24 protein-coding genes are annotated in these 17,824 nt (G+C 75.3%); 7 read left to right on the forward strand and 17 right to left on the reverse strand.

Annotation, left to right across the window (positions count from 1 at the left end; all coding sequences use genetic code 11):
* Positions 1 to 2 precede the first annotated feature (2 nt).
* The 4 genes from ACI79X_RS20630 to ACI79X_RS20645 form a co-directional block, all read right to left on the reverse strand.
* Complete coding sequence (locus ACI79X_RS20630; RefSeq protein WP_457027289.1) at positions 3 to 992, reverse strand: SDR family oxidoreductase; 990 nt, start codon at positions 990 to 992, stop codon at positions 3 to 5.
* A gap of 24 nt (positions 993 to 1,016) precedes the next feature.
* Positions 1,017 to 1,442: a ChaB family protein gene (locus ACI79X_RS20635; protein WP_457027290.1), complete on the reverse strand. Its 426-nt coding sequence runs from the start codon at positions 1,440 to 1,442 to the stop codon at positions 1,017 to 1,019.
* Between the two features lie 85 nt (positions 1,443 to 1,527).
* On the reverse strand, positions 1,528 to 2,268 hold the full coding sequence (locus ACI79X_RS20640) for a polysaccharide deacetylase family protein (RefSeq protein WP_457027291.1): 741 nt from the start codon (positions 2,266 to 2,268) through the stop codon (positions 1,528 to 1,530).
* A gap of 13 nt (positions 2,269 to 2,281) precedes the next feature.
* On the reverse strand, positions 2,282 to 3,460 hold the full coding sequence (locus ACI79X_RS20645; protein ID WP_457027292.1) for an endo-1,4-beta-xylanase: 1,179 nt from the start codon (positions 3,458 to 3,460) through the stop codon (positions 2,282 to 2,284).
* A 162-nt stretch (positions 3,461 to 3,622) separates the two neighbouring features.
* Here ACI79X_RS20645 and ACI79X_RS20650 point away from each other — a divergent pair, with 162 nt between their 5' ends.
* Positions 3,623 to 4,642 carry a LacI family DNA-binding transcriptional regulator gene (locus tag ACI79X_RS20650; protein ID WP_457027293.1) on the forward strand — a complete coding sequence of 340 codons (1,020 nt, stop codon included), beginning with the start codon at positions 3,623 to 3,625 and terminating at the stop codon, positions 4,640 to 4,642.
* Positions 4,643 to 4,669: 27 nt separating this feature from the next.
* Here ACI79X_RS20650 and ACI79X_RS20655 read toward each other — a convergent pair whose 3' ends face one another.
* The 4 genes from ACI79X_RS20655 to ACI79X_RS20670 are packed head-to-tail and all read right to left on the reverse strand — an operon-like array spanning position 4,670 to position 6,711.
* On the reverse strand, positions 4,670 to 5,029 hold the full coding sequence (locus tag ACI79X_RS20655; protein WP_457027294.1) for an acyl-CoA thioesterase: 360 nt from the start codon (positions 5,027 to 5,029) through the stop codon (positions 4,670 to 4,672).
* Positions 5,030 to 5,070: 41 nt separating this feature from the next.
* Positions 5,071 to 5,301, reverse strand: a complete 231-nt coding sequence (locus ACI79X_RS20660) for a hypothetical protein (RefSeq protein WP_457027295.1) — start codon at positions 5,299 to 5,301, stop codon at positions 5,071 to 5,073.
* A gap of 4 nt (positions 5,302 to 5,305) precedes the next feature.
* The gene (locus tag ACI79X_RS20665) at positions 5,306 to 5,563 is read right to left on the reverse strand and encodes a DUF2795 domain-containing protein (protein ID WP_457027296.1); all 258 of its coding nucleotides are present in this window, start codon (positions 5,561 to 5,563) and stop codon (positions 5,306 to 5,308) included.
* Positions 5,564 to 5,577: 14 nt separating this feature from the next.
* The gene (locus ACI79X_RS20670; RefSeq protein ID WP_457027297.1) at positions 5,578 to 6,711 is read right to left on the reverse strand and encodes a baeRF2 domain-containing protein; all 1,134 of its coding nucleotides are present in this window, start codon (positions 6,709 to 6,711) and stop codon (positions 5,578 to 5,580) included.
* Between the two features lie 133 nt (positions 6,712 to 6,844).
* On the opposite strand from ACI79X_RS20670, the gene ACI79X_RS20675 reads away from it, so the two are divergent.
* Positions 6,845 to 7,189 (forward strand): hypothetical protein, encoded by a 345-nt coding sequence (locus ACI79X_RS20675; protein WP_457027298.1) that lies wholly within the window; start codon positions 6,845 to 6,847, stop codon positions 7,187 to 7,189.
* 95 nt (positions 7,190 to 7,284) lie between these two features.
* On the opposite strand, the gene ACI79X_RS20680 is transcribed toward ACI79X_RS20675, so the two are convergent.
* The 9 genes from ACI79X_RS20680 to ACI79X_RS20720 all read right to left on the reverse strand — a co-directional run bounded on the left by ACI79X_RS20680 (position 7,285) and on the right by ACI79X_RS20720 (position 15,342).
* Complete coding sequence (locus tag ACI79X_RS20680) at positions 7,285 to 8,169, reverse strand: type II secretion system F family protein (RefSeq protein WP_457027299.1); 885 nt, start codon at positions 8,167 to 8,169, stop codon at positions 7,285 to 7,287.
* Complete coding sequence (locus ACI79X_RS20685) at positions 8,169 to 9,110, reverse strand: type II secretion system F family protein (RefSeq protein ID WP_457027300.1); 942 nt, start codon at positions 9,108 to 9,110, stop codon at positions 8,169 to 8,171. The genes ACI79X_RS20680 and ACI79X_RS20685 overlap by 1 nt, the downstream gene beginning before the upstream one ends.
* Positions 9,110 to 10,603, reverse strand: coding sequence for a CpaF family protein (locus tag ACI79X_RS20690; protein WP_457027301.1), 1,494 nt, complete (start codon positions 10,601 to 10,603; stop codon positions 9,110 to 9,112). Before ACI79X_RS20690 ends, ACI79X_RS20685 begins: the two co-directional genes overlap by 1 nt.
* Positions 10,600 to 11,787 (reverse strand): AAA family ATPase, encoded by a 1,188-nt coding sequence (locus ACI79X_RS20695; RefSeq protein WP_457027302.1) that lies wholly within the window; start codon positions 11,785 to 11,787, stop codon positions 10,600 to 10,602. The genes ACI79X_RS20690 and ACI79X_RS20695 overlap by 4 nt, the downstream gene beginning before the upstream one ends.
* A complete protein-coding gene (cpaB, locus tag ACI79X_RS20700) occupies positions 11,784 to 12,524 on the reverse strand; it encodes a Flp pilus assembly protein CpaB (protein ID WP_457027303.1) in 741 nt (246 codons plus the stop codon). Before cpaB ends, ACI79X_RS20695 begins: the two co-directional genes overlap by 4 nt.
* A 5-nt stretch (positions 12,525 to 12,529) precedes the next feature.
* Positions 12,530 to 13,555, reverse strand: coding sequence for a pilus assembly protein TadG-related protein (locus ACI79X_RS20705; RefSeq protein WP_457027304.1), 1,026 nt, complete (start codon positions 13,553 to 13,555; stop codon positions 12,530 to 12,532).
* A complete protein-coding gene (locus ACI79X_RS20710) occupies positions 13,543 to 13,974 on the reverse strand; it encodes a TadE/TadG family type IV pilus assembly protein (RefSeq protein WP_457027305.1) in 432 nt (143 codons plus the stop codon). The genes ACI79X_RS20705 and ACI79X_RS20710 overlap by 13 nt, the downstream gene beginning before the upstream one ends.
* 148 nt (positions 13,975 to 14,122) lie before the next feature.
* On the reverse strand, positions 14,123 to 14,320 hold the full coding sequence (locus tag ACI79X_RS20715) for a Flp family type IVb pilin (RefSeq protein WP_457027306.1): 198 nt from the start codon (positions 14,318 to 14,320) through the stop codon (positions 14,123 to 14,125).
* 332 nt (positions 14,321 to 14,652) lie between these two features.
* Positions 14,653 to 15,342: a prepilin peptidase gene (locus ACI79X_RS20720; RefSeq protein WP_457027307.1), complete on the reverse strand. Its 690-nt coding sequence runs from the start codon at positions 15,340 to 15,342 to the stop codon at positions 14,653 to 14,655.
* A 246-nt stretch (positions 15,343 to 15,588) separates the two neighbouring features.
* Here ACI79X_RS20720 and ACI79X_RS20725 point away from each other — a divergent pair, with 246 nt between their 5' ends.
* The 5 genes from ACI79X_RS20725 to ACI79X_RS20745 form a co-directional block, all read left to right on the forward strand.
* Complete coding sequence (locus ACI79X_RS20725) at positions 15,589 to 15,849, forward strand: hypothetical protein (protein WP_457027308.1); 261 nt, start codon at positions 15,589 to 15,591, stop codon at positions 15,847 to 15,849.
* A gap of 24 nt (positions 15,850 to 15,873) precedes the next feature.
* The gene (locus ACI79X_RS20730) at positions 15,874 to 16,164 is read left to right on the forward strand and encodes a hypothetical protein (protein WP_457027309.1); all 291 of its coding nucleotides are present in this window, start codon (positions 15,874 to 15,876) and stop codon (positions 16,162 to 16,164) included.
* Positions 16,165 to 16,190: 26 nt separating this feature from the next.
* Complete coding sequence (locus tag ACI79X_RS20735; RefSeq protein WP_457027310.1) at positions 16,191 to 16,517, forward strand: hypothetical protein; 327 nt, start codon at positions 16,191 to 16,193, stop codon at positions 16,515 to 16,517.
* A gap of 30 nt (positions 16,518 to 16,547) precedes the next feature.
* Positions 16,548 to 16,814 (forward strand): DUF1905 domain-containing protein, encoded by a 267-nt coding sequence (locus ACI79X_RS20740; RefSeq protein ID WP_457027311.1) that lies wholly within the window; start codon positions 16,548 to 16,550, stop codon positions 16,812 to 16,814.
* A 106-nt stretch (positions 16,815 to 16,920) separates the two neighbouring features.
* Positions 16,921 to 17,824, forward strand: a 904-nt coding sequence (locus ACI79X_RS20745) for a DUF222 domain-containing protein (protein ID WP_457027312.1), incomplete at its 3' end; no start/stop codon positions are given.

Below are 17,824 nucleotides of genomic sequence, written 5' to 3' on the forward strand. Positions count from 1 at the left end.
CCTCAGGCCCTCGGCCGCCCCCGGCGGGCCCGCATCAGCAACTCCCCCGGCCGCGGCACCGCCCACGCCGCGCGGCTCAGCGGGCTGGTGGTCAGCGCCTGGCCCGCGTGCTCGCCGCGCACCCGGCCGGGACCGGGCGTCGGGGTGTCCAGGATGTCGGTGCCGTCGTCGGGCCGGTCGCTGCGCTGGGCGCGCGGGCCCACCACCGACAGCACCGCGTCGGTGAGGGCGGGGCTCACCTTCTGGCCGGCGAGGAACCCGAACGCGGCGTCGCCGACGGGCACCTCCCGGCGCGGGCGCTCGGCCAGCCGCACGACCGCCTCGGCCACCAGCTCCGGGGCGTAGACCGGCGGCGGGGGCTTCGGCATCGACCCGGTGCGGCTGCGGGAGTGCTCGAAGAACGGCGTCGCGATGGACGCCGGCAGCACCGTGCTCACCGCGACCGGGGAGCCGGCGTCGGCCAGCTCGGTGCGCAGCGCGTCGTAGAACAGCCGGAGCGCGGCCTTGCTGGCGGAATAGGCGGCGTGCAGCGGCAGGGCCCGGTGGCTCTCGATGGACCCGATCCCGACGAGCACGCCGCCGCCGGCCCGCTCCAGCACCGGGACGGCGGCCTTCGCCGCCGCCACGTGCCCGAGGTAGTTCACCTCGGTGACCCGCCGGAACTCCGCCATCGTGGTGTCGGCGACGGTCGCGTAGACGCTGACGGCGGGCACGGTGACCCAGGTGTCCACGCGGCCGAAGCGCTCCTCGGCGGCCTCGGCGAGGGCGGTCACCGCGTCGTCGTCGGCGATGTCGGTGGGCACGGCCACCGCCTCCGCGCCGCGGCCGCGCAGGTCGTCGACGAGGGTCGCCAGGGCCTCCACGGAGCGGGAGGCGACGACGATCCGGGTCACGCCGCGGCGGACGAACTCGATCGCGCTGGCCCGGCCGATGCCGCTGGAGGCACCGAGGACGACGACGGCCTGGTCCGACAGGGGGCGGGGGCTGCTCATGGCGGTGCGGTACCCCGGGGGAGGTCAGCCCTCCCGCGCCTCGCGCGTCTTCCTGTCGTTCGCCTCCTGGATGGCGTCGACGAGCTCGTCCTTGGTCATCGACGAGCGGCCGTGCACGTCCAGGCGCTTCGCCACGTCCATGAGGTGCTCCTTGGTGGCGTTGGCGTCGACGCCGCCCTTCGTCTCCCGGTCGGTGCCGGCGCCGCCCGCGGCCTGGGCGTCGGACGGGCCCGTGTGGTCCTTCGGCTCCCAGTGGTCGCCGACCTTCTCGTGGGTGTGCTTGACCGCCGCCCACGCCACCCGGTTGGCGCGCTGCTCGTCGCCGTCGTAGGTCTCGACGGCGGAGTCGTGCGCCTTGGCCCAGGTGCGCTGCGCCTTCTCGTCGGAGCGCTCCAGCGTGCTGGGGATCTCGTCGGCCTTCGCGTCCCCGCTCTTCGTCGTCTTCGGCATGCCCGCCACCTACCCAGCCGCGACGACGGCGAACGGCAGGGAACGGCGGGCTGCCCGGCCGGGGAACGGCCGGGCAGCCCGCCGGTCAGCCCCGGCGGTCCGGCTCGTGGAACCGCCAGCCCTCGGCCCGCAGCTCCGGGACCACCCGCGCCACGGCCTCGACGGTGCCGCTGCGGTCCATCACCGGCCCGTCGTGCAGCAGGACGACGGCGCCCGGGTTGGCCCGGATCCGCGACTCCAGCCGCTCGGTGAGCACGTCGGCGTCCTGGGTCTCCCAGTCCTCGATGGTCACCGTCCAGCCCAGCGGCTGCATGCCGAGGTCCGCGGCCACCTGCGCGCTCTCCCCCCACGACCCGTACGGGGCGCGGAAGTACGGGATCGGCGCCCCGGGCGCGACCTCGCGGATCAGCGCCGAGGTGGCCTCGAGGTCGGCCCGGACGGCCTCCGGCGTCCAGGTGGCGAGGTCCTCGTGGTGCATCGTGTGGTTGCAGAGGGTGTGCCCCGCCGCCACGATCTGCCGCACGAGGTCGGGGTTCTGCCGCACGACGTCACCCCAGAGACAGAACACCGCCTCCACGTCGTTGGCCGCCAGCACCTCGAGCAGCCGCGGGGTGTCGTGCGGGTTCGGGCCGTCGTCGAAGGTCAGCGCGGCCACCTGCCCGCCGAGCCGGGTGGTGGTGACCACCTCGGCCGTGGCCGGACCGCCCTGGCCCGGGCCCGGCCCGGCGCCGTTGCCGCCGGCCACCGCCGGGGCGGCGCCGGACAGCACCGCCCCGAGGGCGAGCGGCACGGCGAGCAGGCGCAGGCGGGTGCGCCGGGAGGTCATCGCGCTCCCCCGCTCAGTCCTGCGCCGCGGCGAGGGTCTCGTGCAGCGCCCAGTACGCGGGCTTGCGCTCGTAGTCCTCGAACATGACGTTCGCGGCACCGGTGCCCTCGAAGAAGTAGGGCACCCACGAGTACTTGTCGGTGAAGCCCCAGATCGTGAACGAGTTGCACTCCTCCACGCCGAGGCAGGCCTCGAGGGCCTGCTGGTACCAGTCGGCCTGCTGCTCGAGCTGGGCCTCGGTCGGGCCGCCCTCGGCGACCGGCATGCGGACGTCGAGCTCGGTGATCGCCGTCTCCAGGCCCAGGTCGTCGAAGCGCTGCAGGTTCTCCTGCAGGTTGCCGGGGAACGAGTACTCGAAGCTCAGGTGCGCCTGGACGGCGAACCCGTGCAGCGGCACGCCCTGCTCGAGCAGCTCCTGCGCGAGGGCGTAGTAGGCGTCGCTCTTGGGCCCGATGTGCTCGACGGCGTAGTCGTTGAGGAACAGCGTCGCCTCGGGGTCGGCCTCGTGCGCCCAGCGGAACGCGTCGGCGATGATCCCCGGCCCGAGCTGCTGGATCCAGAAGTTCTCCGGGCGCAGCCGCGGCGTCGCCTCGTCGGTGAAGATCTCGTTGGCGACGTCCCACTGGTCGATGCGGCCGGCGTAGCGGCCGACGACGGTCCTGATGTGGTTCTCGAGGATCTGCCGCAGCTCGGTGTCGTCGATCTCGCCGCTGGCCACGCCCTCGGTGAGCCACGCCGGGTTCTGGCTGTGCCACAGCAGGGTGTGGCCGCGGACGGCCTGGCCGTTGCGCTCGGCGTTCTCGACGATGGCGTCGGCCGGGCCCCAGTTGTACTGGCCGCGCTCCGGCTCGAGGAACTCCCACTTCATCTGGTTCTCGGGCGAGACGGAGCTGAACTCGGCGTTGAGGATCCGCCGGTACTGCCGGTCGTGGGTGAACGGGTCGGGGTAGCCGGCCGTCACGTGGTGCCCGCCGCCGGCGGCCGCGGTGCCGATGACCAGGTCGTCGGGCGCGACGGTGCGCAGGCCGTTCTTCTTGGCCTGGCCGTAGGACTGGTCCTCGTTGGCGTGCGGCGGAGGTGCCTGCGGGCCGGGCGCGGCCGACGCGGGGAGCACCGCGGCGGCCAGCAGGAGGGGCGTGAGCCCGAGCCCGACGGCGCCGCGGGCGAGGGTGCGGGAGCGAGAGGAACGCATGCGGGGAGGGACCTTCCGGGAGGAGCGACTCTGCTTTCCGAAATGTTCCGGAACGTGAGCCACGTTACGAAGCCGACCCGGACGGGTCAAGCCCGACCCCGGGAGCGGCCGGCGTCGCGGACGGCGGCCCTAGGCTGACCAGCACCGAGGCAGGAGGCACGCGTGTCCGAGAGTCAGGGCCGAGCCGTCACCATCGCGGCGATCGCGGCGGAGGCGGGCGTCTCCCTGCCCACGGTGTCGCGGGTGCTCAACGGCCGCTCCGACGTCGCCCCGCACACCCGCGAGCGGGTCGAGGCGCTCCTGCGCGAGCACGGCTACCAGCGCCGCGGCGGGCGGCCGCGGGAACGCGCCCGCCTGGTCGACCTGGTCTTCAACGACCTCGACAGCCCCTGGGCGCTGGAGATCATCCGCGGCGTCGAGGACGCCGCGCACGCCGAGGGCGTCGGCACCGTCGTCTCCGCCATCCACCGCCGCGCCAGCGCCACCCGCGCGTGGCTGGAGAACCTCGCCGCCCGGGCCAGCGACGGCGTCATCCTGGTGACCAGCGAGCTGGACCCGGCGCTGGGGTCGGAGCTGCGCGACCTGCAGGTGCCGGCCGTGGTGATCGACCCGGCGGGCGTGCCGTCGCTCGACGTCCCCACCGTCGGCGCGACCGACTGGGCCGGCGGCCTGAGCGCCACCGACCACCTGACCGGGCTCGGGCACCGGCGCATCGGCTTCGTCGGGGGGCCGGCCCCGCTGTGGTCCAGCCGCGCCCGGCTCGACGGCTACCGCGCGGGCCTCGGCGCCGTCGACGTCGCCGTCGACCCCGACCTCGTGGTCGAGGGCGACTTCGGCTACCGCTCCGGGTCGGAGTGCGGCGCGCGCCTGCTGGCGCTGCCCGACCGGCCGACGGCGGTGTTCGCCGCCAACGACCAGATGGCCCTCGGGGTCTACGAGGCCGCGCGCCGGCGGGGCCTGCGGGTGCCCGAGGACCTCAGCGTCGTGGGGTTCGACGACCTGCCGCTGGCGCAGTGGTCCTCGCCGCCGCTGACCACGGTGCACCAGCCGCTGGCGCAGATGGGCACCCTGGCGGCGCGCACCGTGCTGCGGCTCATGCGCGGCGAGCCGGTGGAGACCCCGCGGATCGAGCTGGCCACCCGGCTGGTCGTCCGGGACAGCACCGCTCCCCCGGCCGGCTGACCCGCCCGGGACCGGCAGCGGGCGGGGTCAGCCCACCTGCCAGCGGGCCCAGTGCGCCCGCTGGGCCTCCGTCAGCGGCGCCGAGCGGTCGGCGGCGTAGTCGAAGTTGACGAGCACCATCTCCGCGCGCAGCGCCACCTCGCCGTCCTGGGTGAGGTCCTGCCGCATGCCGATCGAACTGCGGCCCAGGCGGGTCACCGTGCTGGTGACCGTCAGGTGCTCGGCCACCCGGTAGTGCACCTGCCGCAGGTAGTCGATCTCCAGGCGCGCGAGGATGATCCCCGCGCCCGGCGCGGGGTCGGCCATCGCCAGCCGCGCGTCCTCGAGCAGCCCGAGCACCCGGGCGTGGTTGACGTGGCCGAACAGGTCGGTGTCCGACCAGCGCAACTGGACCGGGTGCTCGTGCGGCTCGCCGCCGCCGTCTGCGCTCAGGGCAGGTCCGCCGTCTCCGCGGACTGCCGGTGCGCGCCCTGGGCGTCGTCGGGGTCGGGGTGCACGGTGCGCTCCTCGGACTCGGCGAGGATCACCTCGGCGGCGACCTCCTCCATGCCCGTGCCCTGCATGCCGGCCTCCTCCGGCAGCAGGTCGGCGCGCGTCTCGACGTTGTGCTCGGTGACGTTGGCGAGCGCCTCGGGGCTGGGCTCCTTGTTGGTGGTCACCGGCTCAGAACCGCTGCTGCTCGGTGCCGATGCCCAGCGCCCGGGCGACCTCCTGCACGTTCTCGAACGTCCGCCCCTCCGGCAGCCGGCGCAGGTCGCCGAGCACGCGGTCGGGGGCGTTGGACTCCTGCGCCTTGGCCACGAGCGCGTCGCGGTCGGCCGGCCACACCTCCTTGCCGAGCGCCTCGGCGATGGCGGCGCGGTGGTCGACGTCGGCCGGGCTGGTGCCGGCGGGGGTGCCTTCCTGGCGGGGGTCGGTCATGTCTGCTGCCTCCGTCACTGCGGGGTGGGGGTGGAGTCGTCGGTGTAGCGGAGGATCGCCGCCACGGGGATGTCGCCGGGCATGGCCGCGCGCGGGACGACGACGACGCCGGCGGTGCTGGCGACGGCGGCCGCGAGCAGCGCGTTCTCGGCCGGGACCGAGTGCACCTCCTGCACGCCGAGGGCGTCCATGTCGGCCTGGTCGACGCCGAGCTCGAGCGGCGAGGCGCCCACGAGCAACTTCTCGTCGTCGGCCGGGTCGGCGAGCACGAGCGTCTCCACCTGGGCCTTGCGCAGCGCCTCGACGACGTTCGCCGTACCGGTCACCGCGAGCCCGTGCGCGCCCGCCGAGCTGATCTTCTCGACGGCGTCGGCCTCGTCGCGGGCCTCGTGCTCGGCGACGAGCTCGGCGGCCCTCCGCTCGATCGGCTCGCGGTCGGCGCCGGCGGCGCGGCCGCCCTCGTCCATGGACACGATCAGGTCCGACCACAGCCCGCTGGCGCGGTCGGTGAGGATCTGCCGGGCGCGCATGTCGCCGGCGAGCAGCACGAACCGGGGGTGCAGCCGGCGCACCACCGAGGCGATGTGCTCGGCGACGTCGTCGGCGTTGTGCACCCACTTGTTCTCGGCGTTGTGCTGGTACCGGTGGTGGGCCCAGCCGCCGCCCTGGAACTTGCGGATCTGGAAGGTGTCGCCCTTCACCGTCTCCTCCTCCTCGGCGTGGCCGGGAAGGCTCGCGACGGTGAGGTCGGCACCGGTGCGGTCGGTGAGCACCACCACGTGCGGGATGCGGCCGGGCAGCGCGCGCAGCACCGGCAGCAGGTCCGGCGTGGGCGACCACTCGGCGAGTTCCTGCCGGGGCACGTCGGCCAGCTGGGAGTCGAACACGACGGTGCCGTCGGCGGCGACGACGACCGCGCGGCCGCGGACGGTGCCGGCCTCGCCGCCGTCGTTGCCCTCGAGGAGCCGGCCGCGCACCGCCTCGACGACGGCCTCCGGCGCGCCCTGCTCGGCGAGCTTCTCGGCGACCGCGCGGACGCGGAGGTCGAGCTCGGTGTCGGCGTTCTCGGTGTTGTGCGTGACGTCGGCCGTCACGGTGGCGTAGGGGCCGGCGGCGTCGAAGACGGGTGCCAGGAAGGACACGTCCATGGGCGGAACCACTTCCTCGGTGCGGATCGGTGGGACGGCGTCCTCGGCGGGACGCGCACTGTCCGCCGCCTACCCACGGGTTCGACCGCCACACACCGTGTCGGAACGGAAGGGGACGGGTAGGCGCTGCCCCATGACCGAGCACGACCAGCTGCCGCTGCCCGACTACGACCACCTGCCGGTGGAGGGACTGATCTCGCGCATCCGCACGCTGGACGCCACCGGCCTGCAGACGCTGCTCGACTACGAGCGGGCCCACGCCGACCGCCTGCAGGTGACGATGGCGATGGAGAACCGGCTGCGCTCGCTGCACGAGGGCGCGCAGCCCTCGGGCGGCGATCCGGCGGCCCCGGCCGCCGACGACCCGGTGGCCGCGTCCGCCGGGTCGAAGGTGTCCGAGGCGACGACCGGCCCGAAGATCAACCCGCCGTCGCAGGGCGACCCGACCAACCCCGGCCAGCCGCGCAGCACCGGCTGACCGCACCCCGGACACGACGGCGGCCGCGCACCCCCCCCCACCGAGGTGCGCGGCCGCCTGCGTCCCGGCCCCGGAGAGCGCCAGGGCCGGGAGGTCTACATGACCTCGCCGAGGCCGGCGATCATCGGCCCGACGACGATGACCAGCAGCGCCGGGAGGATGCACGCGATCAGCGGGAAGGTGACCTTGACCGGCACCTTCGCGGCCTGCTCCTCCGCGCGCTGGCGGCGCTTGAGCCGCATCTCGTCGGCCTGCACCCGCAGGACGTCGACGACGGCGATGCCGTAGGCGTCGGCCTGGTTGACGGCGCTGACGAACCGGCGCAGGTCCTCGACCTGGGTGCGCTTGACCAGCGCCTCGTAGGCCTCGCGCCGGGGGCGGCCGACGGTGACGTCCTGCAGCGTGCGCACCAGCTCGCCGGCCAGCGGGCCGGTGCCGGTGGCCGCGGCGCGGGCGAGCGCGCCCTCGAAGCCCAGGCCCGCCTCGACGGCGATGGTCATCTGGTCGAGGACGTCGGGCAGCTCCAGGGCGATGGCCGCCTGGCGCTCCTGCCCCCGGCCGTGCAGCAGGATCTCCGGCACGTGGTAGGCCAGCGCGACGCCGGCGACGCACAGCACGCCGACCAGCAGCCCCGGGTTCTCCGTGAAGCCGACCACGGCGAGGGACACCGCGGCGGCGGCCAGGCCGAGCTTCGCCCACAACAGGCGGGTCATCGTCCAGCCCTCGGGCCGGCCGGCGAGGTCGAGCAGCCGGCGGACCCGACGCGCGGCCGGGTCGGGGGTCAGCGCGCGCAGCACGGCGCCCCAGCCGGTGCGCCGCGCCTCCAGCGAGCCGACCTCGAAGGTGGTGGAGAACAGCCCCCGGGTGAGGTTGCGCCGCGCGATCGACAGCACCCGTCCCGAGCGGGACAGCGCCACGTGCACCGACAGGCCCAGCGGCAGGACGATCGCCAGCACGCCGGCCAGGACGATCCCGGGCATCAGAACCTCACCTTCACGACGGCCCGCAGCCACAACCCGCCGAGCAGCATCAGGACCGCGGCGACGACGAGCATGACCACGCCGGACGAGGTGCCGGTGATCTGGTCGAAGTAGGTCGGCGAGATCAGCGAGAGGAAGCAGAAGACGCCGACCGGCATGAGCATGAGCACCAGGCCCGACATGCGGCCCTCGGCCGACAGCGACCGGGCGTGCCGGCGCAGGGCGTTGCGCTCGCGGATGGTGGTGCTGACCCGGTCGAGGACCTCGGCCAGGTTGCCGCCGACCTCGCGGTGGATGGCGATGGCCTGCACGACCCACGCGAAGTCGCGGCTGGCGGTGCGCTCGGCCACCTCCTCCAGGGCCCGGTTCACGTCACGCCCGACGCGGGTCTCGTTGACCACCCGGGAGAACTCGATCGAGGTCGGCTCAGGGGCGTCGCGGGAGACGGCGTCGAGCGCGCGCAGCACGCTGTGCCCGGCCCGCAGGCTGCTGGCCATGAGGTGCAGGGCGTCGTCGAGTTGGTCGGCGAAGGCGGCCTGCCGCCGGTCACGGCGGCCGTTGACGTACACCACGGCGGCGACGGGCGGCAGCACGGCGAGCAGCACGCCGAGCACGACCCCGCCGAGCACGCCGCCGGCGAGCGCCGCGCCGGCGGTGGCCCCGGTGACGATCAGCGCCACCTCGGCGGGCGGCCGGGTGATCCCCGCCCGCTCCAGCGCGAGCTCGAGCTGCTCGGCGCGGCCGAGGCGACGCAGCACCCGGTCGGCCAGCGCCGCGGTGTCGTCGGCGGCGCCGGCCAGCCGGGTGCTCTGCTGCGGCCGCGCGCCGGGGGCGAGCCGCTCCAGGCCCACCCTCGGCGGGCGCGGCACGGTCAGCACCAGCACGCCGATCGCCAGCCCGAGGGCCACCGCGCCGGTGGCGACCCACAGCATCGGGGTCATCAGCCGCGGCCCCCGAACGCGGGCCGCTGCGGCGGGACGCCGAAGACCCGGGAGGACAGGCTGATGCCGAGCTCGGCGAACTTCTCGGTGAACCGCGGGCGCACGCCGGTCGGGACCGCGCGGCCGAGGAACCGGCCGTTGAGGTCGGTGCCGGCGGAGTAGTCGAAGAGGAAGGCGTCCTGCAGGGTGACGGTGTCGCCCTCCAGGCCCTGGACCTCGGTGACGTGGGTGACCCGGCGGGTGCCGTCGCGCAGCCGGCTGATCTGCACGATGACGTCGACGGCGGAGGCCACCTGCTCGCGCACGGCCCGCAGCGGCAGGTCCATGCCGGCCATGAGCACCAGGGTCTCGAGGCGGGCGATGGCGTCGCGCGGGGTGTTGGCGTGCACCGTCGACAGCGAGCCGTCGTGGCCGGTGTTCATCGCCTGGAGCATGTCGAGGCTCTCGCCGCCGCGGACCTCGCCGACGACGATGCGGTCCGGGCGCATGCGCAGCGAGTTGCGCACCAGGTCGCGGATGGTGATCTCGCCCTTGCCCTCGATGTTGGCCGGGCGGGACTCCAGCCGGACGACGTGCTCCTGCTGCAGCTGCAGCTCCACGGCGTCCTCGATGGTGATGATCCGCTCGTTCTCCGGGATGAACGACGACAGGACGTTGAGCAGCGTCGTCTTGCCGGTGCCGGTGCCGCCGGAGACGACGATGTTCAGCCGGGCCTCGACGCAGGCGCGCAGCAGCTCGGCCATCTCCGGCGACAGCGTGCCGAAGGAGATGAGGTCGGCCACCTGGAAGGGGTCGCGGCTGAACTTGCGGATGGTCAGCGTGGAGCCGCTGAAGGCCAGCGGCGGGATGACGGCGTTGACCCGGGAGCCGTCGGGCAGGCGGGCGTCGACCAGCGGCGAGGACTCGTCGATGCGGCGGCCGACCCGGGAGACGATCCGCTCGATCACCTGGCGCAGGTGCTGCTCGTCGGCGAAGGACGCCGTCGTGCGGCTGATCCGGCCGTTGCGCTCGACGTAGACCGAGTCCGGGCCGTTGACCATGACCTCGCTCACGGCGGGGTCGTCGAGGTAGGGCTGCAGCGGGCCGTGGCCGAGCACCTCGTCGGTGATCTCGGAGATCAGCCGACGGCGGTCCTCGGCCGACAGCGGCGTCTGCTCGTTGGCGACGACCCGCTGCAGCTCGGCGCGGACCAGGGCGAACAGCTGGTCCTCGGGCATGTTGCCGTCGCTGAGCTTGGCGCCCAGCCGCTCGAACAGCGACCGGCGGGCGCGGTCCTTGAGCCGGCCGAGCGCGTCGCCGCCGGGCACCGCGGCCTCGGCGGCCGGCCGCGGGCCCGGCAGGACGCCGGGCTCGGGGGCGGTGTGCGCCGCCGCGGCCCGCGTGGCGAGCGAGCCGTGCTCGATGACCTCCGGCGTGCTGCGGGCCACCCGCACGGGGTCGGCGCCCAGCGCCGCCTCCCCGCGCGCGAGGGCCACCCGGTCGCCGAGGTTCACCGCGAGCCCGCCCGGAGGCGACCGAGGAGGCCGGGCTTCCGCGGGCCGGCGTCGGGCAGCAGCCGGCCGAGCAGCGTCTGCAGGCCGCGGGCGACGGCGTCGCGGCTGCCGGACTCCAGCAGCGGGGCGCCGGTGTTGGTCGACAGCGGGACGGCGGTGGTGCGCGGCAGGACGACGTCGAGCGGCGCGCCCACGGTCGTCTCGACGTCGGCCATCGACAGCGCGCCGGCGGAGTCGGCCATGTTGATGACCAGGTGCCGGCCGGCCGGGACGAGGCCGAGCTCCTGCAGGACGTCGAGCTCCTTGCGCAGGCCGCGCACGCCGGGCACGTCCATGCTGCTCATGAGCACCAGGTCGGTGGCCTTCTCCAGGGCCATGAGCGTGTGGTCGGACAGGCCCGGCGCGGTGTCCACGACGACGTAGCGGAACTCGTGGCTCAGCGTCTCGATGAGCCGGCCGACCTGCTCGGCGGTGACGGCGTCACCGGCGGCCGGCGACTCGCTGCCGGCGACCACGTACAGGCCGCTGGGGTGCCGGGTGAGGAAGGTCTTGAGGACCAGCGGGTCGTTGCTGGCGGCGCCGTGCACGGTGTCGGGCAGCGAGTACTCGGGCGCGAGGGCCAGGGCGCTCGCGACGTCGCCGAACTGCACGTCGAGGTCGACGATCACGGTCGGGCCGACCCCGGCCTTCGCCAGGCCGACGGCGAGGTTGGTGGACACGGTGGTCTTGCCGACCCCGCCCTTGGGCGAGGCGACCACGATGACGCGGTGGTCGGGGCGGCTGCCGGAGCCGGCCTGGCTCGCCTCCCAGCGGGCGCGGGCCAGGTCGGCGGCGCGGCCGAGGACCGCCGCGACGTCGGCCGGCCCGGCGTCGGCGGCCAGGACGTCGCGGACGCCGGCGCGCATGGCCGACATCCACAGGTCCGGGTCGGCGTGTGCCACGACCACGACGCTGGTGGTCGGCGCGGCGACGTCGACGTGGCCGGCGAGCAGGAACGCCCGCTCCAAGGGCACGGCGGGGCCGAGCACGACGACGTGCGGGCCGCCGGCCTCGGCGATGCGGGCGAGCAGGCCGCCCTCGGCGTCGAGCGCCTCGACGCCGAAGGCGAGCAGGTCGCCGTTGCTGGCCTCGGCGAAGCGCTGGACGAGGTCGGCGCCGACGCCGACGGTGAGGACCTGGGTCACTTGTCGCCTCCGCTGGTGGTGCTGGTGGTGGTGTCGACGGAGCCGGAGCTGACCAGGGTCAGCCAGACAGTCCCGAGTTCTCCGCCGGTGGTGATGGCAGGCACGAGGTCCGCCGGTACGGCCAGGGTCACGGTCACGCTGTCGCTCGGGGACGCCGGAGCCGCAGAGCTGGCGTTCGGGTCGACGGTCAGCGTGCTGGCGACGCGGGTCACGAGGAGGTCCTCGGCGACCACCTGGATGACCGGCTGCGACTGGGTGGTGCCGGGGATCTGCTGCGGAACGGAGATGTAGAGACCCACGTGATCACCGGCGGCGAGCCGACCGCCGAGGGCCCGCTGCGGCTCCAGGGTGAGGCTGATGCCGACCAGGCCGTCCGGCACCGGTCGGGAGCCGTCCGGGTTCACGGCCCTGGGGACCTCGAAACGCCGTGCGACCACCTGCTCGCCTCGGAGCAGAGCGGCGTTCGTCACCTGGCCGGTCAGGGCGTCGAGTTCCGTGATGCTCCGCAGGCTGTCCCCCGCCACGAGGCGTGTCGGCACGTCGACCGCCTCGACGGCCGAACGGACGGTCGCGGGATCTGCGCCGACCGGCACCTCGTCACGGACGACGAGCACCGAGACGAGTTCCTCGTCGGCACGGACGCTCTCCTCGTAGCTCCGGACGTACTTGATGATGAGGATCGCCCCGAGCGTGGCGATGGCGAGGGCCGTGAAGCCGGCCAGCAGTCGACGTCGCATGGGTCCTATCCCTGGGGTTCGAGGAAGACGGAGTACGCACCGCGGTACTGCGCGTCGAAGGTGGTGAGGTCCGGCGCCGTCCGGGAGACCGAGGCCGGGGTGCCGGAGGCGGCCGGCAGGGCGGCGCGGGAGAAGCGGCCGACCAGCGCCGGGTCGTCGAGCCGGTTGATGTAGTCGTAGCCCTCGAGGTAGAAGGCGGCGTAGGCGTAGACGCGCAGCCGGGCGCTCCCCTCCGGACCCTCCACCCGGTCCCAGATGGGCACGATCACCGTCGTCCCGATGAGGCTGGCGAGGTAGGCGTCGGTGCAGCTGACCGGCAGCCGGTAGGACGTCGTGTACATGCCGGTGTACTGGTTGACCCAGCCGCCGATGCTCGACGTCGTGCCGCAGGCGGCGTTGCCGCCGTCGCCGTTGGTCACCGCGTAGCCCACGCGGACCGGCGTGACGCCGTCGGGCCCGGTGCAGGTCTCGGGCGACCCGAGGTCGGTGGTCGCGTTGACGCGGATGGTGGCGTTGCCGTTGGGGTCGCGCTGCATCTGGCCGACGTACTCGCACCAGCTGATGACCAGCGGGAACTTCGCGGTCCCACCGGAGGTCGGGGCCCAGGTGGCCCGGCTGGTGGCGGTGACCCGGCTGGCGTCGCGGCCGAGCACCGGGGCGAACCAGTGGGCGGCGTCGGCCGACGTCGTCACGTCGACCCGGCGCGTGCCCACCGTCACGGTCGGCGTCCGGAGGGTCGCGTCGAAGGAGTCGGCGACCGAGGCGTTGGCCGACTGCAGCGCGGTGGCGGTCGCCGTCGTGCTGCCGCAGTTGCCGCGGGCGCAGTCCGAGGCGACCGCGATGGCCGCGGCGTCGGCGGCGTTGAGCAGCTGCGCGCGGTCGGAGTAGTACGAGGCGACGTCGACGGCGATGGCCCCGCAGGCGAGCAGCGGCACGAGCAGCATCGCCGTCATCACGGCCGTCGCCCCGCGCTCACCGGCGAGGCGGCGCGGGGTGAGGCGGCGGAGCGGCCAGGTGATCAGCCGCCGCATCGCATCCTCGCCGTGCCGGTGAGGTCGACGCCGGTGCGGCCGAGCAGGCCGGAGACGAAGGTCTGGCGGTAGGCGACCCGGGCGGTGACCGTGTCGGTCGGCGTCGCGCCGGAGCAGGAGCTGCCACGGGAGAAGGTGAAGGTCACCGAGCCGGCCGGGACGCCGAGCGAGCCGGCGGCGTTCACCGCCGCGGTGCGGGCGTTGGTGGCGTTGTTGGTCAGGGCCATGACGCGGACGCCCTCGCGGGCGGCGGCCGACAGGGTGCTCTGCGCCTGGAACATCTTGCTGCACTCGACGATGCCGATGAGCAGCATCACCAGCACCGGGGCGACGAGGGCGAACTCGACGACGGCGGCACCCCGCTCCCCCAGCAGGCGGGTGCGCAGGGTGCGGGGACGGCGGCTCGACCGGGAGCGCATGGCCGGTGCACGTCCTCTCGGGGCGGTTCGGGGGTGGGGTGCCGGCCGGGCCGGCGGGGTGGTGCGGGAGGGGGTGGAGGCGGCGCGGTGCCGGTGGGGCACCGCACCGCCTCGCACGACCCCTCAGGAGCGGCTCGGCCGCGACGGGTCAGGGGATGATGCGCTCGAACAGGCCCGTGAGGTCGTCGGTGAAGGCGGCGACGGCGGTGGCGACCACCGCGGCGATGGCGGCGACGAGCAGGGCGTACTCGACCATCGTGGCGCCCTTCTCGTTCTCCTTGACCGCGGCGAGGCGGTCGGACACGACGAGGGACAGGGTCTGCAGGGCGGCGAAGATGCTGGTCACGGTGCTCTCCTAGTGGGTCGGCCGTCGGCGCTCCGGGTCGGTGTGACCCGGTGTCGCGGCGTCGCAGTGGTGGTCGGCCGGTCGACCGGGCGGGTGAAGCAGGCGGCGCGGCGTCTCCCCCCCGGGGGTGACGCCGGGCGCTGCACGGGCCCGGTCAGGACCGGCGGCTCAGGTGGGTCTCCCCAGCTCAGGGGCCCGTTCGCACATCCCGGGGGCCGGCTCACGCCGCCGGGTCCCGGGGCGGCCTCCCCCTGTCACCGGGCGTGCCGGGGACCACCGGGACGGGTGGTGGCGGACACCCGGTCGGGGGCACGGTCGCCCCTCCCCCGGGGTCACAGCAGGCCCTGCCAGGTGCCGGCGAGCACCGCGGCGGCCAGCGCGCCCGCCGCGAGGGCAGGTCCGAACGGCAGCTCGGTGCGCCGCCCGGCCCGGCCGGCGGCCATGAGCGCCAGCCCGAGGACGGCCTGGGCGAGGAAGCCGAGGAAGAAGCCGGCGAGGACGACGCCCCAGCCGAGCCACCCCAGCAGCAGCCCGAGCAGGCCGGCGAGCTTGACGTCGCCCATGCCGAGTCCGGGCGCGGCCATCGCCATGGCGAGGGCGACACCGAGGGCGGCCGCGCCGGCGAGGACCGCGCGCAGCAGGTCGTCCCAGCGGTCGCCCGCGGCGGCGGCGACGGTGAGCAGGACCAGTGCGCCGGCGACGGCGGGCAGCAGCACCCGGTTCGGCAGCAGCTGCTCGCGCAGGTCGATCACGCTGAGCAGGACGCCCGCGGCGACGAACCACAGCCAGGCCGGGAGCTCCGCCGTCGGGCCGAAGCGGAGGGCGGCGAGGAGGAACAGCGACGCCGTCGCCGCCTCGAGCAGCCCGCGCGGGGCGGCGCCGCCGCGGCCGCCGAGCACGGCGCCGACGGTCGCCGGGCGCGGCCACGGGAAGCGTGCGGCGGCCCGGTCGACGAGGTGGCCGACGCCCGCCCCGGCCAGCGCCGCCAGGACCGGCACGAGCACCGGCGCGGGGCCGGTCACCGGGCGGTCCGGGGGCGGGAGGCGGGCACGGCGTGGACGCTGACACAGCGCGGACAGCGGTCCCGGGCGGTACCGCGGGCGCTTTCCCCGCGTCGTCCCGCTCGTCACGGACGGCGCAGTCGCCCCACCGTCCCCTCCCGCCCACGGCGAGATGCCACGGGATCGGTGCTGGTCGGACGGCAGGTCCTGCCGAGAGACGTGCGACGATGCGCACGCCGGCCGGCGCGGCCGGCGGGGGGAGGTCGCGTGGACGAGCAGGCGCCCGAGCGGCCCACCCGGCGCGCGCGGCGCCTGGCGGCCCGGGCCGAGGCGCGGGTCGACGCGCGCGGTCCGCGCACCGGCGAGATCGCCGTCACCGACGCCGCACGCGCCGCCCGCGAGGCGGCCGGCCTCCCGGCGGAGCCGTCCGACACCGCCCGCTGGCGGTGGCTGCAGCGCGAGGAGGAGCGGGCCCGCGCGACGCCTCCTCACCCACCCTCGGGCGGGCGGCACCGCGCCCCGGAGTGAGCACCGATCCGTCATGCTGCGACCGTGCGCACGCTGCCGGTGCTCGCCGTCCTGTGGCTCCTGCCGCTGACGGCCGCCTGCGACCTCGGCGGCTGCGACCAGTTCGCCGTGTCCCTCGCGTCGGACCGGGGTGGCGCCGCCTCCCCGGTGGCCGCGGCGGAGGCGTACGCCGGCCCCGGGGACGAGCCTCCTACGGGCTGGCGGGTGGTGGGCGAGGACGCGAACGGCGTGGAGCTGCGCGCCGGCGACGTCACCCTGCACGCCGTCCAGGGGCCGGACTCGACCTGGCAGGTCGACTCGGGACGCCGCTGCTGAGCATCCGTACCGATAGCGTTCCGCCCGTGCACGTCGTCCGTGGTCTCCGCCAGGCACTGGGAATGCTCGTCGGAGGAGCTGCGGTCGGCGCAGCGGCCGCCGGGATCTGGGTCCTGCTCGCCGGCGGCGGCTACCGGGCGAAGCTGACGGTCGCGCTGGTCGTCGCGGCCGGGCTGCTCGCGCTGGTCGGCGGGACGGTGGTCGCCCGGGCCGGCACCTCCGACGTGCGCGCCTTCCTCGGGCGGGCACCCGAACGCGACCAGGCCGACCTCGGCGGCGCGCTCCAGCCCATGGGCGTCTTCCCCTTCGTCTGCGTCCCGCTCGCCGTCGCGGGGCTGCTGCTCGCCGGCTGACCTGTCGGTCCCCTGCGGCATGGTGCGCGCGTGCCCTTCGAGACGACGCTCGTCCGCTCGCCCGGCTCCGGCGGCTGGGTGTTCGCGCCGGTGCCCGCCGAGCACGCGCCCGACTCCGCGGGCCCCTTCGGCCGCGTGCCGGTGACGGCCACCGTCGACGGGAGCACGTGGGCCACGAGCGTGTGGCGCGACCGCCGCGCCGGGTGGCTGCTGGCCGTCCCGGCGCGGGTCCGCCGCGGCAAGGACGACGGCGACGTCGTGACGGTCGAGGTGGTCGTGGACCCGTCGCGGATGTGAGCCGATCCGGCCGCTGACCTGCCGTTTATGTCGTACCCCGGCTCTAGGTTGGGGTCATGTCGGCGGGCGCGGGGCACGTGTCGCCGATCGAGCGCGGCCTGGCCGGGTGCTGATCGAGCAGCCGGTGCGGATCGGGCGGTTGCCGGTGGCGGTGCTCTCCGACGCCCAGGCCGCCGCGGAGCTGGCGCGGGTGCAGGCGCGCAAGGCGATGGAGGCCGCCTACGAGGCGGAGCTGGTGCTGCGGCTGGCCCAGACCCGCCCCGCCGACCTCGACCCACCTGCGGGAAGCCCGGGTGCGCGGTCGGGGTCGTGGGCGCCGGATCCCGAGCTGCCCGGGGTGTCGGAGTTCTTCACCGCCGAGCTGGCAGTGGTCCTCAACGTCGGCCGGCCCACCGCCGCCACGCTGGCGAAGCGGGCGTGGACCTACCGGGAGTCGCTGCCGGCCACGTGGGCGGCGCTGGCCGCCGGGGAGCTGGACGAGCGCCGGGCGATGGTGCTGGTCGACGTGCTGCAGTGGACCAACCCCGTACTGGCCCGACGGGTCGAGGCGCGCCTGCTGCCCCGGGCTGCGGAGTGGACGCTGCGGACCTTGCGCAAGCGCGCGGTCGAGGCGCTGCTGGAACTCGACCCCGACGCCGTGGAGCGCAAGAAGGACGACGCCACCCGCACCGCCGACGTCCGCGTCGTCCCCTCCGCGCAGGACGGCATGGCGCTGATGATCGCCGAACTGCCCGCCGAGGTCGCCGCCGCCTGCATGGCCGTGCTCGACTCCATGGCGCGGCTGGCCAAGGACGCCGGCGACCCCCGCTCGATGAGCGAGCTGCGCACCGAGCTCTACGCGGCGGTGTTCCTGCGCGCAGGCGAGCCGGGCCGGCCGGCGGTGACCGCACACCTGCAGATCATCGCCACCCTCGCCGCGCTCACCGGCCAGACCACCGAACCGGGCGAGGTGAACGGGCAGCCGATCACCGCCGCCCACCTGCGCGAGCTGCTCGCCCAGCTCGACGCCC

It is taken from the genome of Geodermatophilus sp. SYSU D01119, assembly GCF_054049975.1.